Below are 26320 nucleotides of genomic sequence, written 5' to 3'. Positions count from 1 at the left end.
GATCCCCGCCTCTTCGAACAGGTTCCATGCAAGACGCAATCACCAACGTCATCAACCAGGCCGACGTTCAGGGTCTGTACCTGGACAGCTCCTCCATGGGGCGCCTGGAGCAGTACTTCGCCAGCGGTGAGCTGCGCGTTCGTGCCGCTGCAACCATCAGCGCCAACGCTTCCGCGATCATCAAGGAAGCTGTGGCCAAGTCGCTGCTGTACTCGGACATCACCCGTCCCGGCGGCAACATGTACACCTGCCGTCGCTATGCAGCCTGCATCCGCGACCTCGACTACTACCTGCGCTACGCCACCTACGCCATGCTGGCCGGTGACACCTCGATCCTCGACGAGCGCGTTCTGAACGGCCTCAAGGAGACCTACAACTCCCTGGGTGTGCCCATCGGCGCCACCGTTCAGTCCATCCAGGCCATGAAGGAAGTGACCGCTTCCCTGGTGGGTCCTGACGCAGGCCGTGAAATGGGCGTGTACTTCGACTACATCAGCTCCGGCCTGGGTAACTGATCCCTGCCTTCGGCAAACCTGCGGATCAATCCATGCGCCTCTTCAAAATCACAGCTTGCATTCCCTGCCCGGAGAAGACCCGTTCCCAGCGAGAGCTGCAGAACACCTTCTTCACCAAGTGGGTGCCCTATGAAAGCTGGTTCGCTGAACAGCAGCGGATCATGAAGCAAGGGGGCAAAATCCTGAAAGTTGAACTCGTTGCTGGTCGCCGTCAGGTGAACCTTGGCAACTGATTCCTTCAGGCCGAAACCTTCTTCAAAAGCCCGGCAGTGCCGGGCTTTTTTATTGGCAAGCGCCAGAGAAATACGGGATAGTCAGTGTCTGATTTCCGCACCCCCTTGCCCGCTAAGCGACCGTGGCTCCCCGTGCCGTTTGAGCACTGGCCCGCAGAGGCACGCTTGCTCCTCGGGATGATCGCGGTCTGGTGCCTCCTGGGCCTAGCCGTCCTGGGATCCGCCAGTTGGTGGGTCGCCGCCCGGGAGATGGGGGATGCCAGCTACTACCTCAAGCGCCAGGCCATCTGGATGCTGGTGAGCTGGGGCCTGCTCTATGCCGGCATCAGCATCAACCTCAGGCGCTGGCTGCGCATGGCCGGTCCAGCCCTACTGGCTGGAAGCGTTCTCGTCGCCCTCACCCTGGTGATCGGCAGCACGGTGAATGGCGCCAGCCGTTGGCTGGTGATCGGCCCGATTCAGATCCAGCCGACTGAACTGATCAAGCCCTTTCTCGTCCTCCAGGGAGCTGCCCTGTTCTCCCATTGGAGACGCATTTCCATCGATCAAAAGGTGCTCTGGCTCGGGGTCTTTGTGGTGACCCTGGGACTGATCCTCAAACAGCCAAACCTGAGTACCGCATCCCTCTGCGGGATCCTGCTCTGGCTGATGGCACTGGGGTCAGGTCTGCCGCTTTGGGCCATGCTCGGCACCGCCGGCGCTGGCCTGGCGGTGGCGGTTGGAAGCATCTCGATCAACGAATACCAGCGCATTCGCGTCACCTCCTTCCTCAACCCTTGGAAAGATGCCCAGGGGGATGGCTATCAGCTGGTTCAGAGCCTCTTGGCCATCGGCTCCGGTGGTCTCTGGGGTGAGGGCTATGGCCTGTCCACACAGAAGCTGCAGTACCTCCCGATCCAGACCACCGACTTCATCTTCGCGGTCTTCGCTGAGGAGTTCGGCTACGTCGGATCCCTGCTGCTGCTGGTCTTCCTGCTGCTCTTTGGCTTTGTCGGCCTGCGCATTGCCCTGAGCTGCAGAAGCAACCAACAGCGGCTGGTGGCCATCGGCTGCACGACCCTGCTGGTGGGCCAGTCAATCCTGAACATTGCCGTGGCCAGTGGTGCCATGCCCACCACGGGATTACCGCTGCCGATGATCAGCTACGGCGGCAACTCCCTCCTCTCCAGCCTGCTCACCGCAGGCCTCCTGCTGCGCTGCTCCCTGGAGGGGGCCGGCCTGGAGCCCGGCAAGCCCCACCGCAACCGCCGGATCCAAGCCAAGCGGCAGAGCATGCCGATAGGCTGACCCCTCGCGCTGCGTACCGTTTGATGCTGGCTCAGGCCCTAGCGGATTGGGCCCGCAGTGGTGAGCAGCTGCTGAGCAGTTCCTTGGCCCATCCCGGGCCCCTGACCGTGGGGCTGGTGTTTGCTGGCGGTTTGATCACCAGCCTGGGCCCCTGCTCCCTCTCGCTGCTGCCTGTGACGCTGGCTTACCTGGCGGGATTTGACCGCGGTGGCCAGAGGCCCTGGGCCCGCAGCCTCAGTTTTTGCAGCGGCATCGTCGGCTCCCTGGTTCTCCTGGGCCTGGGTAGCGGCGCCCTAGGCCGCATCTATGGCCAGGTCCCTGGTGTTGTGCCGACCCTGGTGGCCCTCCTGGCGGTGGTGATGGGTCTGAACCTGCTGGGCCTGGTGCCCCTGCAGCTGCCGGCGGGGCCCGATCCGGAGCAGTGGCGGCAGCGGGTGCCACCCGCGCTGGCCCCACTGGCCGCAGGCCTGGCCTTTGGTCTGGCGGCCTCCCCCTGCACCACCCCTGTGCTGGCGGTCCTGCTGGCCTGGATCGCCCAGTCGGGGACCCCCCTGACCGGCGCCCTCCTGCTGACCGCCTTCGCCGCTGGGCAGGTGATGCCTCTGCTGCTGGCGGGCACCGCTGCGGCCTGGGCCCCGCGACTCCTGGCCCTGCGCTCCCTGGGGCAATGGGTACCGCCCATCAGCGGGGCCGTGCTGCTGCTGACCGGCTGCCTGACCCTGCTGGCCCGCTGGACCTAACCCCAGCTTTCCTTCCACCCCACCGATGAAGCGACTTATCGCCTGGATCTCTGACCTGCGGGTGGCCATTGGCCTGTTGATCCTGATCGCCGCGGCCAGCGGACTGGGGACCTTTGTGCCGCAGAAGGAAGCCGCCGCGCTGTACCACCGTGTCTATGACCCAGAACCCTGGCTGGGACTGCTCAATGGTGACGCGATCCTCTCGCTGCAGCTGGATCATGTGTATTCGAGCAGCTGGTTCCTCGCCCTGCTGGCCTGGCTCGGGCTCGCCCTGATCCTCTGCAGCTGGCGTCGCCAGTGGCCGGCCCTACAGGCCGCCCTGCGCTGGATCGACTACCAAACCCCCCGTCAGCTCAGCAAGCTCACCCTGGCGGAGACCATCGCCGTTCCCGACCCCAAGGCCAGCCTGACGCGGCTTGAGACCTTGCTTCAGAGCCGTGGCTGGGAACTCCAACCCCAGGGGGATCGCCTGGCGGCCCGCAAAGGCGTGCTGGGACGGGTCGGGCCGCTGCTTGTTCACGCCGGTCTGGTGGTCCTGATGGTGGGGGCCGCCTGGGGATCCCTCGGAGGCCAACGTCTGGAGCGGTTTCTCGCCCCTGGCAACGAGCTGGAGCTGCTGAACAGCCGCGGTGAAACCCAGGTCAGCGTCAGCTTGGAGCGCTTCGGCGTGGAGCGGGACCCGGCGGGACGTCCGGAACAATTCCGCTCCCAGTTGACCCTGACCCCAAGCCAAGGCCAGGAGGTCTCCCAGGCGGAGATCAGCGTCAACCATCCGCTGCGTTACCGCGGCATGACCCTGTATCAGGCGGACTGGGCCCTCTCCGCCATCAAGGTGCAACTCGGCAAGAGCCCAATCCTGGAGCTGCCTCTTCAAAGCTTTCCCCAGCTTGGAGAACAGGTCTGGGGGATCGTCCTACCCACCCGGCCCGATGGCAGCAACCCGGTGCTTCTGGCTCTCTCCAGTGAGGAAGGTCCGGTGACGGCCTACTCCGCCGACGCTGAAATCCTGGCCACCCTGATCCCCGGGGGGGACGCCGCTGAGGTCGAGGGAATTCCGCTGCGGGTGGCCGGTGTGGTCCCAGCCAGCGGCATCCTGCTCAAACGGGACCCCGGGGTGCCCCTGGTCTACGGCGGATTCGCCATCGCCCTGGCCGGCGGTGCCCTCAGCCTGATCGCGACCCGTCAGATCTGGGCGATCGCCGAGGCCGGTGGCCAGAAGCTCCACGTTGCCGGTCTCTGCAACCGCAACCTGACGGCCCTGGCCAATGAATTGCCGCTGCTGATCGCGGAGGTTCAGCAGGGCTGACGGGTGCCGTGGCAGGCCCGAATCACCGTGTGGACATTGCCGCGGGGATTGAAATCGGCCTCCAGTTGCATCCAGACCGGAGCGCAGGCCGCGACGAAGTCATCGAGGATGCGGTTGGTCACCTCCTCATGGGAGATCGACTGATCGCGATAGCTGTTGATGTAGAGCTTGATCGCCTTGAGCTCCATCACCCGGGGACCGGGTTGATAGATCAAGCGCAGGGTGGCGAAATCGGGGTACCCCGAGAACGGGCACTTGCAGGTGAATTCCGGCAGGGTGATCGACACCTCGTAGGGGCGCTCAGGCCGGGGGTTGTCGAAACAGATCAGCTCCGCCTCGGCAATGGCGCGCTCTCCGTAGAGGGGAGTACGGGTTGTTGCGGTCGCAGTCATCCAAGCGCTCGTCCTGACTTCGGATGCTACGCATCGCGGCCCTTCAACCAAGGCGGTATCAACGGTCACATCGTCCGCCGAAAGACTGCGCCCTAATGGCTTCAGAAGGTCCGCAAAGACCTTTCCTCGCCGGATTTTCCTGAGAGAATTCCCCCATCTCCAGCCCTGAGCCATGAAAAAAATCGAGGCCATCATTCGCCCCTTCAAGCTCGAAGACGTGAAGCTGGCCCTGGTCAACGCCGGCATCGTCGGCATGACCGTCAGCGAGGTTCGCGGCTTTGGTCGCCAGAAGGGCCAAGTCGAGCGCTACCGCGGTTCTGAGTTCACCGTGGAGTTTCTGCAGAAGCTCAAGCTGGAAATCGTGGTGGATGACGCCCGCGTCGACACCGTGGTGAATGCCATCCAAGACGCCGCCCGCACCGGCGAGATCGGCGATGGCAAGATCTTCATCAGCCCCGTGGAGTCTGTGGTCCGGATCCGCACCGGCGACAAGGACAACAGCGCGATCTGAGCTAGCTGGCCAAGGTCAGCTCCACCAACCTCCGAATCTGCTCCTCTGAGGGGGGCACTTCGGAGGTTTTCTCTTGCTCACTCCAGTCCCCTGAACGCAACCAGAGCAGATATTCGTGGTTGCCCGCGGGCCCGGTGATTGGAGACGCCACCACCCCACAACCGCGCCAGCCCTCCCGCTCCGCCGCTTCGATCACCCCCGCAATGGCATCGGCATGGGCCAGGGGGTCTCGCACCACTCCCCCCTTACCGACCCGCTCTTTCCCCACCTCAAACTGAGGTTTGACCAACAGCACCGCCTCGCGGCGCTCGCCCTTCAGCAGGCGGCCCAAGGCCGGCAGCACCAAGCCCAAGCGAATAAACGAGACGTCCGCCACGGCCAGATCAGGCCAGGGGTCATCACCGCCATAGAGATCCTCCGGCTGCAGATGGCGCAGGTTGGTGCGCTCCTTCAGCACCAGGCGCTCGTCGGTGCGCAGGCTCCAGGCTGTTTGGCCGTAGCCCACATCCACGCCGTAAACCCGGGATGCCCCGTGCTGCAGCAGGCAATCGGTGAAGCCACCGGTGGAGATCCCGCCATCGAGGCAAACGCGCTGATCCAGGCCTAAGGGGAAGGCCTCAACGGCTGCCATCAGCTTCTCGCCACCCCGGGAGACAAACCGTTGGGGCTGCTCCACCTGCAGCTCCAGCTCCGGCAGCACCTCAAGTCCAGGCTTATCCAGGATGCGATCACCGCTGCGGACCTTGCCTGCACGGATCAACTGCTGCGCCTGCTGACGGGAGCTGACCAGACCCAGCTCCACCAGCTGCAGATCCAAGCGTCGCTTTCGACCCATCGGGCAGCGGCCCAGCACCTCTGCATCGTGCCGTACGCCCGTTTAATCACAAAGCTCGAAGCGAAACCGAATAAAAACCGGTGCTGAATGGGTTTCCCTGGGAACACTCCTGAGGATGTTCCAAACCAAGGGGTACCACTGTGGCCCGCACTCCCAAACCCCACAGCGCGAAGGTGGTTGAACTGCTCCAACCCGGCAGCTTCGTGAAGCTGCGCAATCAGCCCTCGGACCTGCCCCCCTTCCAAGTGCTGCGCTGCCGTGGAGGGCGCTGCTGGGTTCAACAACAGGCTTGGGGCCCACTGGTGCAGTGGGAGGTGGAGCACCACAAGCTCACCAGCGTCGCCTAGGGCCCCGAAAGGCCATTCCATACATTGGTCTTGATGTGAGCCAGGCGCGGCCTTGATCGAGCGTTACACCCTGCCCGAGATGGGCGCTATCTGGAGCGAGCAGGCCAAGTTCCAGAGCTGGCTGGACGTGGAGATTGCAGCCACCGAGGCCAACTGTGAACTGGGACGCGTCCCGGCTGAGGCCGTCGCGACGATCAAAGAGAACGCCAGCTTCAGCGTCGAGCGGATCCTCGAGATCGAAGCCGAGGTCCGTCACGACGTCATCGCCTTTCTGACCAACGTCAACGAGCACGTGGGTGACGCCGGTCGCCACATCCACGTGGGCATGACCAGCTCCGATGTCCTCGACACCGGTGTGGCCCTGCAGATGAAGGCCTCCGTCAAGCTGCTGCGCCAGGAGCTGGACTTGCTCGCGGACGCCCTGCGGGCCCTCGCGCGCGAGCACAAGGCCACGGTGATGATCGGCCGCTCCCACGCCATCCACGGCGAACCCATCACCTTCGGCTTCAAGGTGGCTGGCTGGCTCGCCGAGGTGGTGCGCAACCAGCAGCGCTTGGAGCACCTGGAAACCGCCGTCAGCGTCGGCCAGATCTCCGGTGCCATGGGCACCTACGCCAACACCGACCCCCGGGTGGAGGAGATCGCCTGCGCCAAGCTCGGCCTGGTGCCCGACACCGCCAGCACCCAGGTGATCTCCCGCGATCGCCACGCGGAATACATCCAGACCCTGGCCCTGGTGGGTGCCGCCCTCGAGCGCTTCTCCACCGAGATCCGCAACCTGCAGCGCACCGACGTGCTGGAGGTCGAGGAGAACTTCGCCAAGGGACAAAAGGGCAGCTCCGCCATGCCCCACAAACGCAACCCAATCCGCAGCGAACGGATCAGTGGCCTGGCCAGGGTGCTGCGCAGCTACGTCGTGGCAGCGCTGGAGAACTGCGCCCTCTGGCACGAGCGGGACATCAGCCACAGCTCCGTGGAGCGCATGATGCTGCCCGACTGCTCGGTCACCCTCCACTTCATGCTGCGGGAGATGACCTCCGTGGTGAAGGGTCTCGGGGTCTACCCCGGCAACATGGCCCGCAACATGAACGTCTACGGCGGCGTGGTCTTCAGCCAGCGGGTGCTGCTGGCCCTGGTGGAAGCCGGCATCAGCCGCGAAGACGCCTACCGGATCGTGCAGCGCAACGCCCACACCGCCTGGAACACCGAGGGCGGCAACTTCCGGGCAAACCTGGAGGCCGATGGCGAGGTGACCTCACGCCTCACTGCCGAGCAGCTGGCGGAGTGCTTCTCCACCGATCTGCACCAGGCCAACCTGGACGTGATCTGGAAGCGCCTCGCGATCTGATTCAGGGCTTGTGATACGGCCCGCCCTGCTGAATGGTCATCGCCCGGTAGAGCTGCTCCAGCAGCAATAACCGGGCCAGTTCATGGGGAAAGGTCATCGGCGAGAGGCTCAGGCGCCAGCTAGCGCGGGCCTTCAAGGCCGGGTCAATGCCCTCGGCACCGCCGATCACAAAGGCCAAGCGCTCTGACCCCGAGCCCTCGAGACGCTGGGCCAGAGCCACCGAATCCAAGGTCTGGCCTTCCTCGGTGAGGATCACCAAGCGCTCGTCGGGCTTGAGGGCCGCCAGGATCGCTTCGGCCTCCTTGGCCATGCTGGCATCGCGGAGCTCCAGGACCTGCAATCCCGGCAGGCGCTTGAGGAAGGTGGAGGCTCCCTCGAGGACCCAGCTCTTGCGCAACTTGCCCACCGCCAGGATGCGGATGCGGGACGGATTCATCACGCGCTCACGCTACCCATGCCCCTTGCCCTCTTCTGGACGCCCTACGCCGACTGGCTGTACACCGTGGGCAGTACGGCTGGATTGCTGCTGATCGTCTGGCTGGTGCTTAGGCCGCGGAATTAAGCGCCGACGGGTCGGCCTGGCGGGCGGTGGCGGGATTGGAGTCCTCCCCAGAAGCCTGGCCGCCATCGATCGGCTCCCGCACAGGGAAGCGGTTGATCGCCTTGAGGGCCGCCCGGGCGTTGGTGCGCAACTGCTCGCTGATGGCTTCGCAGTAGGGGATCTGCGCCAAAAGATCGACGGTGCGGCGCATGATCCGCACCACATCGCCCTCATCCAACGAAGTGTTCGCGATCAGGTCGCTCCAGCTGACGCCCTTGGCCCAGGCATGGACCAAGCCCATCAGCTCCCCTTCAAACCAGACCGGCATCACGACCTTGCCGGCCTCCTGTTGCCGCTGCAGTTCGCGGCGAATGCCGCGCAGGTCATGCATCGCCTCATCGGCCGCTGGCGGCGGTGGATAGCCACTCCAGAGATCCGGGCGATTCACCTCCGTTGAGATCGCCTCCAGCACGGCGGCGAGGTCCGCGGGATCCAGCTCATCGAGGTGACCGCTCATCAGCGCCAATCCCAGCCAGAGCTCGTTGTCCCCCCGCAGGGCGGCCACGGTGCGGCCCACTTCGCTCGGATCCAGACCCTCGTCCCCCTCGAGGCAGCCGAAGAAGCGCAGGATCTCGATCAATGCCAGAAAGGTTTCCCAGTGGCGATTGGCGCGGAAGTGCAACACGCGCTGGCGCTCTGCAATCTCCGCCTCCAATTCCTCCATGCGGAAGCGCTGCTTACGCAGCTTCTTGCGGTCGCCGGCGCCGTGGGCCGGATGCAATTCCAGGGCCAACTCAAGTTCACGCACCAGATGGGCCTGGGCCTGAACCTCACCGGCCAGGTCGTACTGGGGCGTGACCATGTCGTGGCGCCGGGCCATGTGTCCGACGGCCAAGGCCAGGCCACCACTGGCCTGATCGCCATGGCGCAGCTCGCCGGGGCGGTGCAGCTCGGGAACGGCCACATCCTTGACCTGAAGGCAGGTGAGCTCGGCATGGAGGCTGACCACTGCACTGCAGGGCACCAGCACCCAAACGTTCTCGTCGGTGAGGCAGCACAGCAGAGGGAACTGACCTGAGCCCTGTTGCTTCTCAACGATCACCGCCGGTGTGACCCGGCCCCGCAGAACCGGAGCCTTCAGGCTCACCAGCGTTCCCTCGCTGGCAAAACGCAGGGCCAAGGTGAGTTCATGGGCCAGGGTTTCCTCGGCCTGCTGCTGCAGGATCCGCAGCAGTCGGCGCTCTTCCCGCAAGCGGCCGCGCTGCTTCTCATAGTCCTCAAAGTCCTCCCAATCAACCTCCTGAACGGTGCCGCTCAGGTCCCCCAACTGCTCGCGCAGCTCACTAATGCGGGCCTCGTCCTCCGTGAGATCAAGGGTCGCCAGGTAGCGACCGAAGCTGCGCTCCACCAACTCCTTGGCCTTGGAGAGCTCATAGCGCTGCAGCAGGTTCAGGACCATGCCGTAGCTCGGGGTGAACTGACTCACCAGCGGGTCAGCCGGGCTGGTGGCCAGCTGACCCGCCTCCCGGACACCCTCAAAGCGGCTCTGCACGGTGACGACGTAGCCCTGGGAATCCAGTCCACGGCGACCCGCCCGGCCGGCCATCTGCAGGAATTCGCTGCCCATCAGGGGGCGGTGGCCCCGCTCCGTTCGCTTGGAGAGGGCTGAAATCACGGTGCTGCGGGCGGGCATGTTGATGCCGGCCGCCAGGGTCTCGGTGGCAAACACCACCTTCACCAGCCCCTGCTGGAAGAGCTCCTCGATCAGTTCTTTCCATGCCGGCAACACCCCGGCGTGGTGGGCCGCGATCCCCCGCAGCAGGGCATCGTCATGGCCGCCATCACGTACGGCTTCGGGGGTGGCCGCCATGAAGACATCCAGGCGCGCCTGAATGCGGGCCTGCTCCTGGGGGCTGACCAGGCAGACCTTGCCCAGGTCACGAACGGCCTTGTCGCAGCCGCGTCTGCTGAAGATGAAATAGATGGCCGGCAGCATCTCCCGCTCCGCCATCTGGGCCACGACGAAGGCCAGCGGTGGCGCCTCCGGCTGCGGCGGCCTCGGGGTTTTCGGCCCGCGGCGGTTACGCCCCCCCTTGGGGGCACGCCAGACCTTGCAGTTGGGGTGGAGGCCCGTGCCCTCATCGTTGAGCAGGGGATGCAGGCCCTTGGCACTGCAAAAACTGAACTGCAGCGGCACCGGCCGGAAGTCGCTCATCACCAAGCGGGTCGGCCCATGGACCTGCTCGATCCAGTCGGTGAGCTGCCCGGCGTTGGCCACCGTCGCCGAGAGAGCCACCAGCTGCACCACCGGAGGGCAATGAATGATCGACTCCTCCCAGACCGTGCCGCGCTGGGAGTCATTCATGTAGTGGCACTCATCGAGCACCACGGCCTCCACGTCGGCCAAGGGGTCATCCCCCTGCTCGGCCTCGGCGTAGAGCATGTTCCGGAAGATCTCCGTGGTCATGACCACGATCGAGGCCTCCCGGTTCACGGTGAGGTCGCCAGTCATCAGGCCGACGCGCTCGGCCCCGAACTGCTCGCGGAAATCCCTCAGTTTTTGGTTCGAGAGGGCCTTGAGCGGCGTTGTGTAGAAGACCTTCTGACCGTGGGCCAGGGCGCGATGGATCGCGTACTCACCGATCAAGGTCTTGCCCGATCCGGTGGGGGCGCTGACCACCACCGAATGGCCCTGATTCAGGGCTTCAATCGCCTCCAGCTGAAAGTCATCGAGGCTGAAGGGGAAGAGTTGCTCCAGGGGCGGCACGTCCGTGGACTGGGCCGGGGTGCCGGGGACCGAAGCGCTACTGGGCATTAGTAGATCCTATGGGCTCCAGCCAAACGGGCAAACTGAGGGCATTCACCCGAGGGCGCAGCTGGGGCGATGGAGGCAGCCGATCCATTGGCACCCCTGGCCGCCGATCTGGCCGCCCTGGCTCCGGAACGCCGCCGCCGTCTGCGCAGCCTGCAGCCGGCGGGCCAGGCCGCCTTTGTCGCCGAGGGATCTCCCCTGCTGGATCTCGCCAGCAACGACTACCTGGGGCTGAGCCGCGATCCGGCCATCCAGCGTGCAGCGACTGAAGCCATCCAGAGAGAAGGGGTAGGGGCTGGGGCCTCTCGGCTGATCAGCGGAACACGCCCCCTGCACGAGACCCTCGAGCGGGCCCTGGGCGCCTGGCTGGGGCGCGAGCGGGTCCTGCTCTATCCCAGCGGATTTCAGGCGAACATTGCTGCGGTTCAGGCCCTGGCGGACCGGCACACCTGGGTGCTGGCCGATCGGTTGATTCACCACTCGCTGCTGGTGGGGATCCAAGCGACGGGGGCCAAGCTGCGGCGCTTTCAGCACAACGACCTCAGTGACCTGGAGGCGCAGCTGCAGCGCGCCCGCCGCGATGCCCCCAAACGCCGGCTGCTGGTGCTCAGTGAAAGCCTGTTTTCGATGGAGGGCAGCTCCCCCGATGTCGCCGCCTTAGCCGAGCTCTGCCGCGGCCATGGCGCTGCCCTGTTGCTGGATGAAGCCCACGCCCTTGGGGTGCTGGGGGAGGGGGGCCGAGGCCTGGGCTACGGCATCCAGGACATCAGCGTGATCAGCGGCACCTTCGGCAAGGCCTTCGGCAGTGGCGGAGCCTTTCTGGCGGGGAATGTCACGGTGGGGGACTGGTTGCTGCAGCACTCCGGGCCGTTCCGCTACAGCACGGCCCTGGCGCCACCGCTCGTGGCGGCGGCCGCCGCCGGTCTTACTGCGATTCAGGAGCGGGAACCCGAGCGCCTGGCCCTGCTGCAGCGGGCCCAGCGCTGGCGTGACGCCCTCGAGGCAGCGGGCTGGCCGAGGCCCTGCGGGAGCGGGCCGATCCTGCCGCTGCTGGTGGGGGACGATCACCGCGCCTTGGAACTGCAGCAGCAACTGGAGCAGGCAGGACTGCTGAGCGTGGCGATCCGCCCCCCGACCGTCCCTGTGGGAACGGCACGGCTGCGGCTCGTGCTTCGGCACGATTGCCCCGCCGGGACTTTGGACCGGTTGATTGAGGCTCTGGGGGAACCATGAGCGCGATCCAGCTCATCGGAATGCATGGCTGGGCTGGAGACCACCGCAGCTGGGCTGCCTGGGCGGCGGGCGCTGCGGCGCGGGGTTGGTCCATGAACTGCGGGGAACGGGGCTATGGCCAGGAATCCCCCCTGCAACCCCGCTGGGAGACCAGCGCCCAGCGGCGCGTTGTCCTGGCCCATTCCTTCGGCCCGCACCTACTGAACGAGGACCTCTGGCAGGGAGCCACAGCGGCTGTGCTGCTGGCGAGCTTCACCCGCTTTGTCCCGGAAGGCCGGGAGGGGCGGGCCATCAGTGCGGCCCTGCGGGCCATGGGGCGCAGGATCAAGCTCGGAGAGGAGCAGGAGCAACTGCGGGACTTCCTGCGGCAAGCCGCTGCACCGCAATCCAGGTCGCTGCTGCCCGCTGGCCCCCTGGAACAGGGAATCAGCGATGCGGGCCGGGAACGACTGCTCGAGGACCTCGAGCACCTGGGGGCCACCAGCGCTCTCCCAGCGGGCTTCCCCAGCGGAATCCCCGTGCTGCTGGTCCAGGCTGGCCAGGACCAGATCGTGACGACCAGTAGTCGCCTGGAACTGCAGCAAGCCCTGCCCCAGGCCACGGTCTGGACACGCGACGACCTGGGGCACTCCCTGATCGATCCGGCCTTGCCGGACGCCGTGCTCGATTGGATTGCCGATGTCCAGGCCTGAACCACCGGCAGAGGGTTTCAGCGAGGCCGTCCGCGGCTGCTTCAGCGAGGGGGCCCGCCTGTACCCCAGCCGGGCGCGCCTTCAGGCCGCTGTCGCCCAACGGCTCGCCAGCCTCACTGCCCGCGAGGGGGTGCGATTCCCCCCCGGTCCCCTGGCTGATCTGGGGGCAGGCAGTGGGCTGCTGAGTCGCTCCCTTGAGAAAGCCCTCGGCCAAGGCCCCTGGCTACGGATCGACGCCTGCAGCGCCCTCCTCGAGCAGGGTGCTGGTGAGAACGCTGCGCTGATCCACTGGGATCTCAATCAGGGCCTGCCAGCGAGCCTGCAGCCACCGGCGGCCCTGGCCTCGAGCTTCGCCCTGCAATGGCTGGAGCAACCCGAACAGCAGCTGGGGAACTGGTGTGAGCAACTCCAACCTGGAGGCTGGCTGATCCTGGGGGTCCCCACCTCCGGCAGCTTCCCGCTCTGGCACTCGGCCGCGGCCCAGGCAGGGGTGCCCTGCACCGCCCTGGAGCTGCCTTGCGCCCAACGGCTGATCGACTGCGCCCAGCAACGGCTGCAGTTGCATCACGCTCAGGTGCTGCGGTTCAGCCGTCCGAACCGGGGCGGTCTCTGGTTCCTGCAACAGATCAAGGCGATCGGCGCCCAGGCCAGCCGCAGTTCCAAGCTCAATGCTGGACAACTCCGCCGCCTGCTGCGGGCCTGGCCGGGCCCGCAGCAGGCGATCGTTTGGGAGGTGCTCGTGCTCCTGGGACAGAAGCGATGACAGACACACCGCTTGGCGCCAACCAACGCCTAGTGATCTGCGGCACCGACACCGATGTCGGCAAAACCGTGGTCAGCGCCCTAGTGGTGCAGGGCCTGAAGGCCCACTACTGGAAACCGGTGCAGTGCGGGCTGGAGAACGGAGAAGGGGATCGTGAGCGGGTGCAGCGCTGGCTCGGCCTCCCGGAGGCGCGGGCCCTGCCTGAGGCCTATCGCTTCGCCGCTCCGGTCTCGCCCCATTGGGCCGCCGAACTGGAACCTGGGGATCAGCCCCCGATTGACTGCGAGCACCTCTCTCTCCCGGACGTGGAGGGGCCCCTGGTGGTGGAGACCGCCGGTGGGCTGCTCGTTCCCCTACGCCTGGACTGGTTGCAGATTGAGCAGTTGCAACGCTGGAACCTGCCGGTGCTGCTGGTGGCCCGCTCGGGGCTGGGCACCTTGAACCACAGCCTGCTCTCGATCGAGGCCCTGCGCAGACGCCATCTGCCGCTGCTGGGGATCCTGCTGAACGGGGAGCCCCACCCCAACAATGCGAGCACCCTCGAAAGCATCTCAGGGGTTCCGGTGCTGGGCTGTCTGCCGCCGCTCCCGAGGCTGAACGCGACGGAACTAGATCAACAGTGGCGATCGTTGGGGCTCGTTCATAAGCTCAAGTGATCTTGAGAAACGCATGAAACCCTCCTCTGTCGCAGTCATCGCTGCTGTCACAGCCCTCTGCGCTGGGATCCTGGTGCTGTTCACCGACATCGAAGTTTCGTTCGTGCGCTGGGTGAACTGCGGCCCGTTCTCCACCCTCAACGAAGAGCAGAGCGAGGTCTGCAAGCGCCAGCTCTAGGGGCCCGCCAGGATCGCAGCCTGCACGTCCGCGCGGGTGAGGCCGTAGGGGAAGTGGCGCTCCACTGAGCCCGCACCCTGCCCCCAGCGCACCGTCAGTTCTTCTGAACCCAAGACCATCTCGGCGCTCCAGGCGACGGTGGTCAGGTCCCATTCACAGGAGTGGTGGCCGCGCTGGATGCCGCCGAGCTCAGCGAGCCAACGCTCAAGAACCGGCAGCGGGTGGTTGTACAGCGGGGTCTGAGGCGACGGCAGATCCGACATCCACAAGCAGCGGGCTTGATCCATCAGTTTGCCCACCGGCCTCCAGCCAGCTGGGGGGCTTTAGGAATTCGGCGCCGCGGGACCAGGCCAGGCCGACCCCCAACACCAGGCTGAAGGCGACCGCCACGGCCAGCAGCAGCAGCGCGAACCACTCACCACCGGAGAGGGCGCGACGGACCGGAACTGGTTTCGGTGCGGTCCGTAGTGGCCGAAGGGGCAGGGGGGCCCGCAGGGTCGCGTCGTAACTGCGCCGGCGCTCGGGATCGCTGAGGGTGAGGTAGGCCTGCTGGAGACGGCGAAAGGCCTCCCGGGCCTCGGCCTCGGGCAAGTCGGTGGTGTCCGGGTGGTAGCGCTTGCTCAGGCTGCGAAAGGCCTGCCTCAACTCCTGACTGGAGGCCTCACTCGGCACCTCCAGCAGCTCGTAGTGATTGGCAGCCGCCAACGCAGGACACCGGTTGGGGAGGATCCTAGAGAGTGTGACGAGATCAGCCCAGGGGATGCCAGCGCCAGCAGACGCACTATGGGAGGCCTTGCACTGGAGACCCAGCGACGATCAGCTCCAGCGCTTCCTCCAACTCCAGGAGGAGCTGCGCCAGTGGAATAGCCGGGTCAACCTGACCCGCCTGGTGGAGGGCGATGACTTCTGGATCGCCCAGATCTTCGACAGCCTTTGGCCCCTGGTGCCGCAGTTGCAGGCGAACCCCGAAGCGTCTCTGCGTTGTATCGATGTCGGCACCGGGGGGGGCTTCCCGGGGCTGGCCGTCGCCATTGCCTTCCCCCAGGCGCAGCTGACCCTGGTGGATTCCGTGGGGCGCAAAACCCAGGCCGTTGAAGCAATGGCCCAGAGCCTGGGCCTGGGGGAGCGCGTGGAGCTGCGCTGCGAGCGCATTGAACTCACCGGGCGGCAAAAACGCTGCCGCGGCCAATTCGACCTGGCCATGGCCCGCGCCGTGGCCGCCGCACCGGTGGTGGCGGAATATCTCGTGCCCCTGCTCGCCCCTGGTGGCGAGGCCCTGCTCTACCGCGGGCAGTGGGGTGCGGAGGACCAAGCCCAGCTGGAGAAGGCGGCCACGCAGCTCAGGGCCCAGATCCTGTCCTGCCGTCAACAGGAACTGCCGGGGGAGCGGGGGCAACGCACCGCGATCGTGCTGCAGCCGAAGGAACCCTGCCCGAAGACCTACCCCCGGGCCGTGGGACTTCCCAGCAAATTCCCGCTGGGGAGTTAGTCCTCCTGCATCAGGCGCTTGCTGGGGGCACCCCCCACACGCTCCCGCAGGCGGCGCAGGATGCCGGGGATCTGCTCAACCCAGGGACTGGCCTGAAGCACCGCCTTGAGCTCGGCCTCGCTCACGCTCTCGTCCAAGGCGTCGGCATTGGCACCAGGGAACCAATGGCTCGCCGCACCCAGCAGGCCGTAGCGGGCCTTGGCATAACTCTGGAGATCCCAGGCCTCCAGGAGGTTGTGCAGCCAGAGCAGGGTAGGCAGGTTGATCTGTCCAGGGGTGTCCTGCCATCTGGGCAGCCCCTGCTGCCAACTGCCCAGCCAGGCATCGCCGAGGGCGGAGAGCCGTGCCCCCTCGAGACGACTCACAATCGGAGGCAACAGCTCAGCGGCCTGGGGAAGCAAGGCGACGGCCTCCAGATGCAAGGCCAAGTCCTGCGGCCCTGAGGCTCCGACACTGATGGTCTGAATCCCGGGGTGGCTCAGGCAGAACAGATCGTTGAAGACGATCGGATGCAGCGGAGCACAAAGTTCCAGCAGCCGCTCTGACGGGCTATGGAGATGCCCACCCTTGTCGGTGGGACTGATCACAAACACCCCCATGTCCCGGGCGCGTGCCGCCGCGATGGCGGGGCCGTTGTCCTGGCGGATGAAATACCAGTGGAGGTTGACGTAATCGAAGGCATCGCTGGCAATGGCCGCCTCGATCAGCTCCAGGGGGCCATGGGTCGAGAAGCCCACGCAGCCAATGCGGCCGTCCTGCTGCCAGCGCCGGGCCACCTCCATACAGCCCCCTGGCTGGAGGGTGGCCTGCAGATGCTCCGGCAGGTTGATGCCATGGATCGCCAGGCAGTCCACCCGATCGACCGCCAAGCGATCGAAGCTCAGCTGGAGCTCTGCCTCGAAGGCCTGGGCATCGTCCTGGGGAGGGACCTTGGTCTGCAGAATCCTCTGAGAATCAGGAACCTGGGGTAGCAACCAACCCAGCTGACGCTCGGAACTGCCGTAGTGCCGGGCCGTCTCGACGTGGTGAAAGCCGTGCTGCACGGCCGCTGCCAGCGTGGCCAGCAGGTTGGCCTGGCTCTCAGCCGTGATGCGATCCGGCGGCAGGTCAGACCAGCTCTGCTGAAAGCGCATCCCGCCGAGGGAGAGCAGCGGCATTGCCAGCTCGGTGCGGCCAAAGCGCCGTGTGGGCAGCATCAATGGGGCTCCCGCCTCGGGAAGGTGCGCCGGGAGCGAACCGGCGTCGGCAAACCCAGGGGCTGGAGTTCCTGGTGACGGGTTTGTTCTTGGAGCTCGGGCAGCTCCTCGTAACTCACCCAGTGGATGCAATCGACCGGGCAGGTGTCGATGGCTTCTTGAATCGTCTCGGTGCTGTCGCCGTCCTGACGGATGGCCCGCGAGCGGCCCCAGTCGGCTTCCACCACAAAGGTGTTGCCAGCCACGTGGGCGCAGTAGCGGCAGCCGATGCAGACGGCCTCATCCACCCAGACCGCCTTCTGGCGCAGCGCTCCTCCGAGTACGGGCTCGAGACCGCTGCGCTCGGTGGCCGGGGCCGCTGGTGCCGAGAAGGCAACGGAGGGATCAATCCCCACGCCGAGGGCCTAGCCGTCCCAGCGGGTCACGACGAGCTCAATCGTGCCGTCCTGCTCTTGGCGCTCTTCCGCCACCTGGAAGCCTTCCTGGGCCGAGGCCGCCAGGATGCTGCGCAGGGCATAGCGCTGGGTGAGCTTGGAGAGGAAGCGCTCGACGGGGATCGGCTGACTCCAGAGATCGAGATCGGTCACCAACTCGTAGCTGCCAGAGGCGGCATTCCAACGGAAGCCCAGATCGCCGGCACCCTCGGTGGGGATGGACAGCTCAGCGGTCACGGTTTGGCCGCGGTATCCACGCACCTGGCACTCGCCCTCCATGGGGGAATGACCCAGATCTTTCAGGGCATCAATCAGAGCGGAGCGATCGCGCAGTTCTGTTTTGACGGTGCTGAAGTGCGACATCAGGAGACCTGGGACGAAAGAGTCTGCTCGGGCTGAACTGTGGTGGTTTGGCCCTGGAAGGCTTCAGAGGTGGGCTGGCGTTGTTGAACAACGCCCAACTTCTCCTCGATCCGCTCGGTGAGCTGCTCGCAGCCGTGGCCGGTGATGCCCTCAACGACCTCTTCGACGCGACCGTCAGGCCGAATGCGAAAGCGGATCGTTTGCTGGGCCATCCCGAGACACGGGCGGTGTCACGCGATGCTAGCCGCGAGAGCCGGTTGCTGAGTGGAGCGGCGCCTTATGCCAGCAGTCCCTCATCCACCAGGGTCTGCAGGCGCTCGAGGATCTCCGGACTCTCCAGCTGCTCCAGGGCCAGGCGAGCCTCATCGCGCACGGCCAAATCCGCGTCGTTGAGCATGGCGTTGAGCAGGGAGTCCACCACCTCCTTCTGGCGGGGTTCCACCAGATCCGCATAGAGGCGGCCCAGGGACCAGGCGCTGTTGCTGCGGACCACGGGCTCGCTGTCGATCTTGAGGGCCAAGAGCAGCTGACCAGCGGCCTGATCAGCCTTCGCCAGGCCCGTCGCCCCGGCATCGGCCAAGGAGCTCGCGGCCCAGAGCCTGACCGCTGCGATATCGGTTTCCAGGGCCCGGATCAAGGGATTCATGACCGGAGCATCGGGATAGCTGCTCAGGCTCCAGGCAACGGCCTTACGCACGTAGCCATTGCTGTCGTTTTGCAGCAGCTGCAGGAGCGGCGTCAGCGCCTGGAGGTCCGGGTTCCGCCCCAGGGCATAGACCGCGCTCATGCGAATGATCGGGCAGCTGGCCTCCAGCAGGGGCAGCAGCTTGGCCGGAGCACGGGGATCGCGGTACTCGCAGAAGATCCGCAGTCCCTGCATGCGCTCCTCATGGCTGCCATCGAGCCAGGCCAAGCCCAGGTCGCACTCCGCTGCGACATCGGCGGCAGCCAGCTCAGCCGAGTCGAGCTCATCGAGGGGGTCACCAAGCAGCTCTTGGGCCAGCTCCCGGGCCAACATCTCCGGGTCCAGGGCCAGTTCAGCCGGGCTCTGCGAAGACTCGGGATAAGGGCCAGTCATGCGGAGGATCGTAAGGGCCGTGGTGGCCGAGTCCCGGACTCAACCCACCGGCGCGGGGGCTGCCATATCGCCGGGCAGCCAGATGCGAGCACTCACCGCAAACAGGGCCAAACCAAAGAGCAACACGATCGCGGCGGGGAGCAGGGTGGAGCGGAGAAATTGCACGGTTGGGCCTAAGCGATCAGGCCATCATCCCTCCGCCGGCACGCGACCGCTGCCGCGCCGCAGCAACAGGCCCCCGACCACTGCCAAGACCAGACCGCCCCATCCCCAAAGCTGGAGCTTCAAGAGGAAGCCACCGATGCCAAGCAGGGCACCAAAGAGCAGGGCGCAGCCAGCCAGCAACAAGAGCAACAGGCCTGGGAGCGTCTCGTCGGCCTGCACGGCCGTCCGCTGGCGCCAGTGGGTCCAGCCGGGCCCCGGGGGGCGGACCTGACGGACAAAGCGCTCGAGCACCTCGGGCGACTCCGGCGGGGTCGCCAGCATCGCCAGCAACCAGAGCCCCGCTGTCAGCAGGGTGGTCACCAAGAGGCGCACCCCGTAGTCATCGATCCGCAACAGGGGCACCACGGAGGTGGAGAAGCCAATCAGGAAGCCGCCGAGTAGGGCCGCCAGCTCAGCCGCGGCATTGACGCGCCACCAGAACCAGCGCAAGACAAGAACGACCCCGGGGCCGGTCCCCATGGCAATCACCAACCGGAAGACCGTGCCGATGCTGGTGCTCATCAAGGCGGTGAGCACCCCCAAGACCACCAGCAACACCGACGCCAGCTGACCGACCAGGAGCAACTCCTTCTCCCTGGCCTGAGGCCGAACAAAGCGCTGATAGAGGTCGTGGGTGAGGTAGCTCGCCCCCCAGTTCACCGAGGTGCTGACGGTGCTCATGAAGGCGGCCACCAGGGAAACCACGACCAGTCCCAAGGCCACAGGGGGGAGCAGTTGGACCGCCAACAGGGGGTAGCTCTGCTCCCAGTCGGTCTGATCCGGCAGCAGGACCACCGCGGCCAGGGCCACCACGATCCAGGGCCAGCTGCGGAGGACGTAGTTCACGCCCAGGAAGACCCAACCAGCGGTGCGTGCTTCGCGCTCGTCGCGAGTGGCGAGCAGGCGCTGGATGAATTCGCCACCACCATCGCTGCGGCGGAAGCTCCACCACTGGAGGGCCAGGTAGGAGCTGAAGGTGGCAATGGAGATGCCTGCCCCATCCAGCCACTGCAGCCGTCCGCCCTCGACCTGCCAGGGCACCAAGGACAACAGCTCTGGCCGCTCGAGACCGCGGATGCTCTCCAGCAGGGCATCCATCCCGCCCGCGGCATGGACCGCTGCCACCGAGACAGCGATCGCCCCCAGCAGGGCCAGCACCAGCTGAAGCATGTCCGTGACGACCACGGCCCAGAGGCCGCCAGCTGCGGTGTAGACCAAAACCAGCAGGCCAACGATGGCCAGCAGGGTGACCCTGGCCTGGGGCGTGGGCGCCAAGCCCAGGGCCTCACTCACCTTGGCCATGGCCAAGAAGGCATAGCCCAGGCCGATGCAGTTGATCGGCAGGGCGAACAAAAAGGCCTTGATGCCCCGCAACCAGGCGGCCGTGGGCCCGCCGTAACGCAACTCCGTCAGGGCCGCATCGGTCAGGACACCGCTACGTCTCCAGAGCGGAGCAAAGACCACCGCCATGGCGACATGGGCCACACCAAAGCTCCACCACTCCCAGTTGCCGGCGAGGCCGCGCACGCCCACCAGGCCCGCCACATAGAGAGGCGTGTCGATCGAGAAGGTGGTGGCCGCCATCGAGGCCCCGGCCAGCCAACCCTTGAGCTGACGACCCGCAACGAAGTAGTCCTCCTCGCTGCGATTGCGGCGGGCCAGCCAGAGGCCAAGGACGAGGCTTGCCACCAGATAGGCGATGACGATCGCCCAATCGATGCTGGTCATGGCCGCCCTTCACTGGAGGGCAGTCTCCCTCAGTTCAGCAGCAACGGCTACGCGGGCTCCAGGCTTCCTTCGAGGCGGCGGCGCAGCTGACCACAGGCCGCATCCGCGTCCAAACCGCGGCTGGCGCGAACACTCACGGCCACATGCCGGTCCATCAGCGCGCGGCGGAAGGCCTCAACCGCCTGGGGGGTGGGGCGCTGGAACTCCTCTTCCTGGATCGGGTTGTAGGGAATCAGGTTCACGTGGCTTTGGAAGCCCCGCAGCAACTGAGCCAGCGCCGCCGCATGACGCGGCTGATCATTCAGGCCCCCCAGCAGGATGTACTCGAAACTGACTCGGCGGCCGGTGATCTCCACGTACCGGCGGCAGTCCTCGAGCAACGCCTCAATCGGGTAGGCATGGGCGGTGGGGATCAGCTCCTCGCGAAGCCGCTGATCCGGGGCGTGCAAACTCACCGCCAGGGTGAATTGGGCACGGCCCAGGCGCTCAAGGGCCAACTCCGCCAATCGCGGCAAGGTGCGCGGAACCCCGACGGTGCTGACCGTGATCTGACGCTGGGCCATGCCCAGATCCGTGCAGAGGCAATCAATGGCCGAGAGGACCGACTCCACATTCAGGAGCGGTTCACCCATCCCCATGAAGACCACATGACTGGGGCGTTGGTCCATGACCTCACGCACGCTCAGCACCTGATCCACGATTTCGTGCACCGCCAGGGAGCGTTGCAGGCCCCCCTTGCCGGTGGCGCAAAAACGGCAGGCCATCGGGCAGCCCACCTGGCTGCTGACGCAGACCGTCAGGCGACCTTCGGCGGGGATCCCGACGGTCTCAATGCTGAGCTGATCGTGGGTCCCCAGCAGCAACTTGGTGGTGCCATCACTGGCGATGCTGCGGTGGAGCTCCCGCGAGCGTCCCATCCAGTCGAACGCACCGGCAGGGGGTTGGGCTGCGAGCTCCTCGCGGAAGGCCTTGGGCAAGACCGAGACCTGATCCAGGGAGCGCGCTCCCTTGGCATAGAGCCAGTCATGGAGTTGACGGCCGCGGAAGGCGGCCTGCCCGTGCTGCTTGGCCCACTGCTCCAAAGCAGAGAGGCCCATCCCCAACAGGGGACGGGCCTCATCTAGTGGCGGGCTGGCCTGGGGCATCAACCCCAAGCCAACAGCGCATGCCCCAGCTTGTACTCCACCGCCAGCAGGGCGATGAAGCCCAGCATTGCGACACGACCGTTCAGTCGTTCGGTATGGGCGTGGAAGCCGTAGCGCGGCAAACGGCGCTGGGGAACGAGCTTGGGCTGGATCATGACTCGTCGGCCAACAGACCCTCATTTTGGAGACCCTGAACGGCCTCCGGGTCGGCGATCAGCTCCTCCTCAAGTCCCTCTTCCACCGTGGGGCGGGTGAAGGCTGCGGTGGTGCTGGCGCTGGCCTCGATGCCGTGACGGGTGCGGGTGGCATCCAGGTCGGCATCGGAGGGATCGTCGAGGATCGCGCCGGCATTGGCCGCAGAGGGAGCTGCGGGCATATCGACGGTGTAATCCGGGCGCAGGTTCTGCAGACGGCGGTAGTTCATCGCATCCTCATCAAGGATGTCGGGATGGGGACCCGCCTCAGCGCGGAGCTCCTCTTCGAAGCCGCTGAAGCCGGTACCTGCAGGGATCAGGCGACCAATGATCACGTTCTCCTTGAGGCCGCGCAGCCAGTCGCTCTTGCCCTCGATGGCGGCTTCGGTCAGCACGCGGGTGGTCTCCTGGAAGGAGGCCGCGGAGATGAAGCTGTCGGTGTTGAGGGAGGCCTTGGTGATGCCGAGCAGCACCGGAGTGAACTCGGAGGGAGCACCACCGGTGATGGCCATGGCGCTGTTGACCTGCTCCACCTGGCGCAGTTCGATCAACTCACCGGGCAGCAGGGTGGTGTCGCCGGCGTCCTCGATCCGGACCTTGCTGGTCATCTGACGAACAATCACCTCGATGTGCTTGTCGTCGATGGTCACGCCCTGGGACTTGTAGACGTTCTGGACTTCCTGCACCAGGCGGAACTGGAGCTTGGAGATCGCCTCCATGGCCGCTTCCAGGGTCGGCTTGCGGCTGCGCAGATCTTCGAAGAAGCACTCCAGCAGCTCGTGGGGGTTGATCGGACCGTCGGTCAGCAGCTCACCGGCGGTGACTTGCTGGCTGTCGCTGACCATGACGTTCCGGCCCAGGAGGATCGGGTACTCGGTGATGGAGTCATCGCCTTCGATGACCGTCACGGTGACGGAGTCGTCGTCGTCGCCCTGCTTGATCTCAACGGTGCCGGCCTTGCGGCAGAGCACAGCCGATTCCCGCGGACGGCGGGCCTCGAGCAGTTCCTCAATACGAGGCAGACCCTGCACGATGTCACCGGTCTTCTGGCGCTCGAACACCAGGAGGGCCAGGGAGTCACCGCGCTGCACCAGTTCACCATCGCGAACGTGCAGGACGGAGTCGGGCGAGACCATGTAGGGACGGCCCAAGCGGATGGTGAGGGTGTTGCCATCCACGGACTGGACCTGACCGCAACAGGGGGCCGGAACGCCCTTGGCCAGGAGATCGCCATCGACGAAGCGCTGACCGGGCTTGACCTCGGACTTCGCAGAGCCCAGGTCAATGCTGCGGGTGTCGCTTGCGCGCTCAACGATCAGACGGCGCACAGGCTCACCATCGATCACATCGGGGACCTGCACCACACCGTCTTCCTTGCAGAGGATTTGGGTGGTTGCGACCACATCACCGGCCTTGACGCTGTCGCCGTCATTGACGGAGAGGTCGGTATGGGTGGAACCGTGGCTGGCGTCAGACAGGGTGTCGCGACGAACCAGCAGGCTCTCAAGGATTACGAGCTGGAGGCGCTCGATGGTCTTGGCGCGCTTGTCGGGAACAGCCTCGACATCCACCGTCATTTGAGGGGTGGTGTCAAAGGTTTCGAGGATCAGCTGCGTGCGCAGCAGTTCGACGCCCTCAACGCTCTTGATCAGCTCGCCGTCCTTGAAGGCCAAACGCTGGGTGGCCTTGAGGCCCAGGCTGGGACCGTTCTTCTGGGTGACGCTACCGAGATCAGGCAGGTGAGCCTCATCGGGGATGCGGTACTCCTCAACGGGACGCAGCAGCAGGGCGCCGCCCTCGGAGGTCTCGACGGCTTCAACGAAGACCATGGCGTCGGCCTTGAGACCCTTGGCGATCTCCTCGCCGGGGTTGACCATCTTGCCGTCGCTGTAGCGAGCCACGACCTTGGCGTCGGAGACGTGGTGCAGCTGGCCAGAGCGAACGATGATCTCGCGAAGAATGTCGTTCTTCTGGGTGACGGTGACGATGCCCGCGGTCTGGCTGAAGATGTCCTTCACCACCTCGGTGCCGGCTTCAATCCACTGACCGTCTTCGATCATCAACAGGGAGATGTCCTTGTTGATCTCGTGGGTCTCCTGGGGGATCCAGAGCAGGGTGCCGCCCTTGTTGACCTCGTAGCCGTTCTTGGCGCTACGGGCTTTCTTGATGGCCAGCCCAGGGGCGAACTTGACGATGCCACCGGTCTGGGTGCGGAAGCGATCATCGGCGAGTTCCGCGATCACCTCACCGTTTCCGATCTTGGTGCCGGGGTGGGTGTTGAGGCGATAGCGGATGTTGTCCTTGCCCTCCAGGTGCCAGAGCTCACCAGCATGGGTGGATTCACCCAGCAGCTTGCAGTCCTTCAGGGTGAGGCTGGTGGTGACGATCTGGACCTCACGGGAGTCGCCAGCGCTCTCGCGCAGGCGCACGGCACCGCCGTACTCACTGACCAGACGGCTCTCGGCCAGAACCTCGCCAGTGGTGACCTTGGTGTTGCCAGCGATCACGGGCTGGGCGTTGGGCGGCAGGTTGTAGACATCGCCGCTGTAGACCCACATCCGGCCAAGACGCTGGGCCTTGAAGGTGCTGTTGCCCTGGCGGTCGGTGACTTCCTTGGGCTGGATGGCGTCCTCGTAACGCACCTGGCCAGCCAGGTCACAGATGACGTCCTTGGTGGCCTTCTCAACGCTCTTCTTGACGGAGGAGCCAGAAGAGATCTGAGCCAGCATCATGTCGGCCGGCACCTCAGCGGCATCGGTGACGAACAGCAGGGAACCGGCGGTGATCGAGAGCTTCTGGGCCTTGCCGCTGCCGCTGGGCTTCAGGGTCAGGGGGAAATCGTTCTCGGCAATCTGAGCCTCCACACCGTGGGGGGTGCGGAAGGGGCGCACGCGCGCCTTGGCTCCGAACTCGATCGTGCCCGCGATTTGCGAGCGAACCACACCCGTTTCTGCGGTGGACACACCACCGGTGTGGAAGGTCCGCATGGTGAGCTGGGTACCGGGCTCACCGATGGACTGGGCGGCGACGATGCCGACGGCTTCGCCCAGGTCAACCAGTTGGTTGTGTGCCAGGGCCCAGCCATAGCACTTGCGGCAAACCGAACGGGCGGCTTCGCAGGTCAGCGGTGAACGAACCACCACGGTCTGCACGCCGGCGGCTTCGATCTGGGCGGTGATGACGGCATCGATCTCACCATCGCGGTCGACAATCAGATTGCCTTCGCCGTCCAGGACGGGCTCAGCGGCAAGACGGCCGACGAGCTTGGCGGCGTAACGGCCCCTGTCATCGGCGTTGATGGGAATACCGCGGGTGGTGCCGCAGTCGTCTTCACGGACGATCACGTCCTGGGCGACGTCCACCAGACGACGGGTCAGGTAGCCGGAGTCGGCGGTACGCAGTGCCGTGTCCACCAGACCCTTACGGGCGCCGTAGGAGGAGATGACGTACTCAGTAACCGTCAGGCCTTCACGGAAGTTGGTCCGGATCGGAAGGTCAATAATTTCCCCTTGGGGGTTGGCCATCAGGCCGCGCATGCCCACCAGCTGACGCACCTGGGACATGTTTCCCCGGGCCCCGGAGTTGGCCATCATCCAGACCGAGTTCAGCGGGTCGTTCTCGTTGAAGTTCTTCTTGACTTCTTCAACCAGACGCTCGTTGGTTTCAGTCCAGGTGTCGATCACCTTGGTGTGCCGCTCCACCTCGGTGATTTCACCCAGGCGATAGCGCTCCTCGGTGTCGGTGATCTGCTGCTCTGCTTCTTCCAGCAGACGAGCCTTTTCACCGGGGATCCGCAGGTCATCCACGGAGATGGAGACGGCGGCCTGGGTGGCGTAATGGAAGCCCAGATCCTTGAGTTCATCGGCCAGGGAAGCCGTCGCCGCGGTGCCGTGGTTCTTGTAAGCCCACGCCATCAAGTTGCGCAGCTGCTTCTTATCGATCGTCCGATTACGGAAGGTCGGAGCCGCCTTGCTCAAGGGGGCGTTTGCGGGTGCTGGAGCCTCAGCCTTTGCGGACTTCTTGCTGGACTTTTTGCTGGTCTTTTTGGAGGGGGTGGCGGTCATGGCTGCGCGCGAAGAAAGGGAGTTAGGGGTTGAAAA

30 protein-coding genes are annotated in these 26320 nt (G+C 65.7%); 14 read left to right on the top strand and 16 right to left on the bottom strand.

Annotation, left to right across the window (positions count from 1 at the left end; all coding sequences use genetic code 11):
* The first annotated feature begins 26 nt into the window (after positions 1 to 26).
* From apcB to ACXIQ9_RS09850, 5 genes are all read left to right on the top strand, one after another.
* Positions 27 to 515 carry an allophycocyanin subunit beta gene (apcB, locus tag ACXIQ9_RS09870; protein ID WP_247477078.1) on the top strand — a complete coding sequence of 163 codons (489 nt, stop codon included), beginning with the start codon at positions 27 to 29 and terminating at the stop codon, positions 513 to 515.
* 32 nt (positions 516 to 547) lie between these two features.
* Positions 548 to 748, top strand: coding sequence for a phycobilisome linker polypeptide (locus ACXIQ9_RS09865; RefSeq protein ID WP_247477076.1), 201 nt, complete (start codon positions 548 to 550; stop codon positions 746 to 748).
* A 105-nt stretch (positions 749 to 853) separates the two neighbouring features.
* Positions 854 to 2035 (top strand): FtsW/RodA/SpoVE family cell cycle protein, encoded by a 1182-nt coding sequence (locus ACXIQ9_RS09860; RefSeq protein WP_459016563.1) that lies wholly within the window; start codon positions 854 to 856, stop codon positions 2033 to 2035.
* Between the two features lie 23 nt (positions 2036 to 2058).
* Positions 2059 to 2775 (top strand): cytochrome c biogenesis CcdA family protein, encoded by a 717-nt coding sequence (locus tag ACXIQ9_RS09855; RefSeq protein ID WP_010315299.1) that lies wholly within the window; start codon positions 2059 to 2061, stop codon positions 2773 to 2775.
* Positions 2776 to 2800: 25 nt separating this feature from the next.
* Positions 2801 to 4081: a cytochrome c biogenesis protein ResB gene (locus ACXIQ9_RS09850; protein WP_010315297.1), complete on the top strand. Its 1281-nt coding sequence runs from the start codon at positions 2801 to 2803 to the stop codon at positions 4079 to 4081.
* On the opposite strand, the gene queF is transcribed toward ACXIQ9_RS09850, so the two are convergent.
* On the bottom strand, positions 4069 to 4473 hold the full coding sequence (queF, locus tag ACXIQ9_RS09845; protein WP_459016562.1) for a preQ(1) synthase: 405 nt from the start codon (positions 4471 to 4473) through the stop codon (positions 4069 to 4071). The genes ACXIQ9_RS09850 and queF overlap by 13 nt on opposite strands.
* Positions 4474 to 4645: 172 nt before the next feature.
* Between queF and ACXIQ9_RS09840 the strand changes: the two genes are divergently transcribed.
* On the top strand, positions 4646 to 4984 hold the full coding sequence (locus tag ACXIQ9_RS09840) for a P-II family nitrogen regulator (RefSeq protein WP_010315293.1): 339 nt from the start codon (positions 4646 to 4648) through the stop codon (positions 4982 to 4984).
* A 1-nt stretch (position 4985) separates the two neighbouring features.
* On the opposite strand, the gene ACXIQ9_RS09835 is transcribed toward ACXIQ9_RS09840, so the two are convergent.
* Positions 4986 to 5819, bottom strand: a complete 834-nt coding sequence (locus ACXIQ9_RS09835; RefSeq protein WP_459016561.1) for a TlyA family RNA methyltransferase — start codon at positions 5817 to 5819, stop codon at positions 4986 to 4988.
* A 140-nt stretch (positions 5820 to 5959) separates the two neighbouring features.
* Between ACXIQ9_RS09835 and ACXIQ9_RS09830 the strand changes: the two genes are divergently transcribed.
* Both ACXIQ9_RS09830 and purB read left to right on the top strand, forming a co-directional pair.
* Positions 5960 to 6166, top strand: a complete 207-nt coding sequence (locus tag ACXIQ9_RS09830) for a hypothetical protein (protein ID WP_010315289.1) — start codon at positions 5960 to 5962, stop codon at positions 6164 to 6166.
* Positions 6167 to 6218: 52 nt separating this feature from the next.
* Complete coding sequence (gene purB / locus ACXIQ9_RS09825) at positions 6219 to 7514, top strand: adenylosuccinate lyase (protein WP_459016560.1); 1296 nt, start codon at positions 6219 to 6221, stop codon at positions 7512 to 7514.
* Position 7515: 1 nt separating this feature from the next.
* On the opposite strand, the gene ACXIQ9_RS09820 is transcribed toward purB, so the two are convergent.
* Complete coding sequence (locus ACXIQ9_RS09820) at positions 7516 to 7950, bottom strand: 23S rRNA (pseudouridine(1915)-N(3))-methyltransferase RlmH (protein ID WP_459016559.1); 435 nt, start codon at positions 7948 to 7950, stop codon at positions 7516 to 7518.
* Positions 7951 to 8059: 109 nt separating this feature from the next.
* Positions 8060 to 10870 carry a DEAD/DEAH box helicase gene (locus ACXIQ9_RS09815; RefSeq protein WP_459016558.1) on the bottom strand — a complete coding sequence of 937 codons (2811 nt, stop codon included), beginning with the start codon at positions 10868 to 10870 and terminating at the stop codon, positions 8060 to 8062.
* 69 nt (positions 10871 to 10939) lie between these two features.
* Here ACXIQ9_RS09815 and ACXIQ9_RS09810 point away from each other — a divergent pair, with 69 nt between their 5' ends.
* Genes ACXIQ9_RS09810 through ACXIQ9_RS09790 form a run of 5 tightly spaced genes read left to right on the top strand, consistent with a single transcriptional unit; the run spans position 10940 to position 14389 of the window.
* Positions 10940 to 12100, top strand: a complete 1161-nt coding sequence (locus ACXIQ9_RS09810; RefSeq protein ID WP_459016557.1) for an aminotransferase class I/II-fold pyridoxal phosphate-dependent enzyme — start codon at positions 10940 to 10942, stop codon at positions 12098 to 12100.
* The gene (locus ACXIQ9_RS09805) at positions 12097 to 12792 is read left to right on the top strand and encodes an alpha/beta hydrolase (RefSeq protein WP_459016556.1); all 696 of its coding nucleotides are present in this window, start codon (positions 12097 to 12099) and stop codon (positions 12790 to 12792) included. Before ACXIQ9_RS09810 ends, ACXIQ9_RS09805 begins: the two co-directional genes overlap by 4 nt.
* The gene (locus ACXIQ9_RS09800) at positions 12779 to 13555 is read left to right on the top strand and encodes a methyltransferase domain-containing protein (protein WP_459016555.1); all 777 of its coding nucleotides are present in this window, start codon (positions 12779 to 12781) and stop codon (positions 13553 to 13555) included. Before ACXIQ9_RS09805 ends, ACXIQ9_RS09800 begins: the two co-directional genes overlap by 14 nt.
* On the top strand, positions 13552 to 14211 hold the full coding sequence (bioD, locus tag ACXIQ9_RS09795; protein ID WP_459016554.1) for a dethiobiotin synthase: 660 nt from the start codon (positions 13552 to 13554) through the stop codon (positions 14209 to 14211). Before ACXIQ9_RS09800 ends, bioD begins: the two co-directional genes overlap by 4 nt.
* A gap of 13 nt (positions 14212 to 14224) precedes the next feature.
* The gene (locus ACXIQ9_RS09790; RefSeq protein ID WP_459016553.1) at positions 14225 to 14389 is read left to right on the top strand and encodes a hypothetical protein; all 165 of its coding nucleotides are present in this window, start codon (positions 14225 to 14227) and stop codon (positions 14387 to 14389) included.
* Here the strand turns inward: ACXIQ9_RS09790 and ACXIQ9_RS09785 are convergent.
* Positions 14386 to 14652, bottom strand: a complete 267-nt coding sequence (locus tag ACXIQ9_RS09785; RefSeq protein WP_010315269.1) for a DUF3143 domain-containing protein — start codon at positions 14650 to 14652, stop codon at positions 14386 to 14388. The genes ACXIQ9_RS09790 and ACXIQ9_RS09785 overlap by 4 nt on opposite strands.
* Entirely contained in the window at positions 14594 to 15094 is a 501-nt protein-coding gene (locus ACXIQ9_RS09780; protein WP_296416281.1) for a J domain-containing protein, read from the bottom strand. The genes ACXIQ9_RS09785 and ACXIQ9_RS09780 overlap by 59 nt, the downstream gene beginning before the upstream one ends.
* Before the next feature lie 55 nt (positions 15095 to 15149).
* Between ACXIQ9_RS09780 and rsmG the strand changes: the two genes are divergently transcribed.
* Positions 15150 to 15878 (top strand): 16S rRNA (guanine(527)-N(7))-methyltransferase RsmG, encoded by a 729-nt coding sequence (rsmG, locus tag ACXIQ9_RS09775; RefSeq protein ID WP_459016551.1) that lies wholly within the window; start codon positions 15150 to 15152, stop codon positions 15876 to 15878.
* On the opposite strand, the gene ACXIQ9_RS09770 is transcribed toward rsmG, so the two are convergent.
* From ACXIQ9_RS09770 to ACXIQ9_RS09725, 10 genes are all read right to left on the bottom strand, one after another.
* Positions 15875 to 17074 carry an aldo/keto reductase gene (locus tag ACXIQ9_RS09770; protein WP_459016550.1) on the bottom strand — a complete coding sequence of 400 codons (1200 nt, stop codon included), beginning with the start codon at positions 17072 to 17074 and terminating at the stop codon, positions 15875 to 15877. The genes rsmG and ACXIQ9_RS09770 overlap by 4 nt on opposite strands.
* Positions 17074 to 17469, bottom strand: coding sequence for a ferredoxin (locus tag ACXIQ9_RS09765; protein ID WP_010315260.1), 396 nt, complete (start codon positions 17467 to 17469; stop codon positions 17074 to 17076). Before ACXIQ9_RS09765 ends, ACXIQ9_RS09770 begins: the two co-directional genes overlap by 1 nt.
* A gap of 9 nt (positions 17470 to 17478) precedes the next feature.
* Positions 17479 to 17871 carry a DUF1257 domain-containing protein gene (locus ACXIQ9_RS09760; protein ID WP_247477059.1) on the bottom strand — a complete coding sequence of 131 codons (393 nt, stop codon included), beginning with the start codon at positions 17869 to 17871 and terminating at the stop codon, positions 17479 to 17481.
* Complete coding sequence (locus ACXIQ9_RS09755) at positions 17871 to 18083, bottom strand: DUF2997 domain-containing protein (RefSeq protein WP_010315257.1); 213 nt, start codon at positions 18081 to 18083, stop codon at positions 17871 to 17873. The genes ACXIQ9_RS09760 and ACXIQ9_RS09755 overlap by 1 nt, the downstream gene beginning before the upstream one ends.
* Before the next feature lie 65 nt (positions 18084 to 18148).
* Positions 18149 to 18949, bottom strand: a complete 801-nt coding sequence (locus ACXIQ9_RS09750; RefSeq protein ID WP_247477057.1) for a HEAT repeat domain-containing protein — start codon at positions 18947 to 18949, stop codon at positions 18149 to 18151.
* A 39-nt stretch (positions 18950 to 18988) separates the two neighbouring features.
* Positions 18989 to 19114 carry a hypothetical protein gene (locus tag ACXIQ9_RS09745; protein WP_010315253.1) on the bottom strand — a complete coding sequence of 42 codons (126 nt, stop codon included), beginning with the start codon at positions 19112 to 19114 and terminating at the stop codon, positions 18989 to 18991.
* A gap of 24 nt (positions 19115 to 19138) precedes the next feature.
* The gene (locus ACXIQ9_RS09740) at positions 19139 to 20881 is read right to left on the bottom strand and encodes a sodium:solute symporter family protein (RefSeq protein WP_459016549.1); all 1743 of its coding nucleotides are present in this window, start codon (positions 20879 to 20881) and stop codon (positions 19139 to 19141) included.
* Positions 20882 to 20928: 47 nt separating this feature from the next.
* Positions 20929 to 22026: a 23S rRNA (adenine(2503)-C(2))-methyltransferase RlmN gene (rlmN, locus tag ACXIQ9_RS09735; RefSeq protein WP_459016548.1), complete on the bottom strand. Its 1098-nt coding sequence runs from the start codon at positions 22024 to 22026 to the stop codon at positions 20929 to 20931.
* The gene (locus tag ACXIQ9_RS09730) at positions 22026 to 22181 is read right to left on the bottom strand and encodes a high light inducible protein (protein WP_459016547.1); all 156 of its coding nucleotides are present in this window, start codon (positions 22179 to 22181) and stop codon (positions 22026 to 22028) included. Before ACXIQ9_RS09730 ends, rlmN begins: the two co-directional genes overlap by 1 nt.
* Complete coding sequence (locus ACXIQ9_RS09725) at positions 22178 to 26284, bottom strand: DNA-directed RNA polymerase subunit beta' (RefSeq protein ID WP_459016546.1); 4107 nt, start codon at positions 26282 to 26284, stop codon at positions 22178 to 22180. The genes ACXIQ9_RS09730 and ACXIQ9_RS09725 overlap by 4 nt, the downstream gene beginning before the upstream one ends.
* Positions 26285 to 26320: the final 36 nt, after the last annotated feature.

The organism is Synechococcus sp. LTW-G (assembly GCF_054459035.1).
This window is presented reverse-complemented; position numbering and strand designations above follow the sequence as displayed.

What these genes read in the sequence shown, in the direction of transcription:
- apcB (WP_247477078.1), top strand. Translation starts at nt 27, where the DNA reads ATGCAAGACGCAATCACCAACGTCATCAACCAGGCCGACGTTCAGGGT.
- ACXIQ9_RS09865 (WP_247477076.1), top strand. Translation starts at nt 548, where the DNA reads ATGCGCCTCTTCAAAATCACAGCTTGCATTCCCTGCCCGGAGAAGACC.
- ACXIQ9_RS09855 (WP_010315299.1), top strand. Translation starts at nt 2,059, where the DNA reads ATGCTGGCTCAGGCCCTAGCGGATTGGGCCCGCAGTGGTGAGCAGCTG.
- ACXIQ9_RS09850 (WP_010315297.1), top strand. Translation starts at nt 2,801, where the DNA reads ATGAAGCGACTTATCGCCTGGATCTCTGACCTGCGGGTGGCCATTGGC.
- queF (WP_459016562.1), bottom strand. Translation starts at nt 4,473, where the DNA reads ATGACTGCGACCGCAACAACCCGTACTCCCCTCTACGGAGAGCGCGCC.
- ACXIQ9_RS09840 (WP_010315293.1), top strand. Translation starts at nt 4,646, where the DNA reads ATGAAAAAAATCGAGGCCATCATTCGCCCCTTCAAGCTCGAAGACGTG.
- ACXIQ9_RS09835 (WP_459016561.1), bottom strand. Translation starts at nt 5,819, where the DNA reads ATGGGTCGAAAGCGACGCTTGGATCTGCAGCTGGTGGAGCTGGGTCTG.
- ACXIQ9_RS09820 (WP_459016559.1), bottom strand. Translation starts at nt 7,950, where the DNA reads ATGAATCCGTCCCGCATCCGCATCCTGGCGGTGGGCAAGTTGCGCAAG.
- ACXIQ9_RS09815 (WP_459016558.1), bottom strand. Translation starts at nt 10,870, where the DNA reads ATGCCCAGTAGCGCTTCGGTCCCCGGCACCCCGGCCCAGTCCACGGAC.
- ACXIQ9_RS09810 (WP_459016557.1), top strand. Translation starts at nt 10,940, where the DNA reads ATGGAGGCAGCCGATCCATTGGCACCCCTGGCCGCCGATCTGGCCGCC.
- ACXIQ9_RS09805 (WP_459016556.1), top strand. Translation starts at nt 12,097, where the DNA reads ATGAGCGCGATCCAGCTCATCGGAATGCATGGCTGGGCTGGAGACCAC.
- ACXIQ9_RS09800 (WP_459016555.1), top strand. Translation starts at nt 12,779, where the DNA reads ATGTCCAGGCCTGAACCACCGGCAGAGGGTTTCAGCGAGGCCGTCCGC.
- bioD (WP_459016554.1), top strand. Translation starts at nt 13,552, where the DNA reads ATGACAGACACACCGCTTGGCGCCAACCAACGCCTAGTGATCTGCGGC.
- ACXIQ9_RS09790 (WP_459016553.1), top strand. Translation starts at nt 14,225, where the DNA reads ATGAAACCCTCCTCTGTCGCAGTCATCGCTGCTGTCACAGCCCTCTGC.
- ACXIQ9_RS09785 (WP_010315269.1), bottom strand. Translation starts at nt 14,652, where the DNA reads ATGTCGGATCTGCCGTCGCCTCAGACCCCGCTGTACAACCACCCGCTG.
- rsmG (WP_459016551.1), top strand. Translation starts at nt 15,150, where the DNA reads ATGCCAGCGCCAGCAGACGCACTATGGGAGGCCTTGCACTGGAGACCC.
- ACXIQ9_RS09770 (WP_459016550.1), bottom strand. Translation starts at nt 17,074, where the DNA reads ATGCTGCCCACACGGCGCTTTGGCCGCACCGAGCTGGCAATGCCGCTG.
- ACXIQ9_RS09760 (WP_247477059.1), bottom strand. Translation starts at nt 17,871, where the DNA reads ATGTCGCACTTCAGCACCGTCAAAACAGAACTGCGCGATCGCTCCGCT.
- ACXIQ9_RS09755 (WP_010315257.1), bottom strand. Translation starts at nt 18,083, where the DNA reads ATGGCCCAGCAAACGATCCGCTTTCGCATTCGGCCTGACGGTCGCGTC.
- ACXIQ9_RS09750 (WP_247477057.1), bottom strand. Translation starts at nt 18,949, where the DNA reads ATGACTGGCCCTTATCCCGAGTCTTCGCAGAGCCCGGCTGAACTGGCC.
- ACXIQ9_RS09740 (WP_459016549.1), bottom strand. Translation starts at nt 20,881, where the DNA reads ATGACCAGCATCGATTGGGCGATCGTCATCGCCTATCTGGTGGCAAGC.
- rlmN (WP_459016548.1), bottom strand. Translation starts at nt 22,026, where the DNA reads ATGCCCCAGGCCAGCCCGCCACTAGATGAGGCCCGTCCCCTGTTGGGG.
- ACXIQ9_RS09730 (WP_459016547.1), bottom strand. Translation starts at nt 22,181, where the DNA reads ATGATCCAGCCCAAGCTCGTTCCCCAGCGCCGTTTGCCGCGCTACGGC.
- ACXIQ9_RS09725 (WP_459016546.1), bottom strand. Translation starts at nt 26,284, where the DNA reads ATGACCGCCACCCCCTCCAAAAAGACCAGCAAAAAGTCCAGCAAGAAG.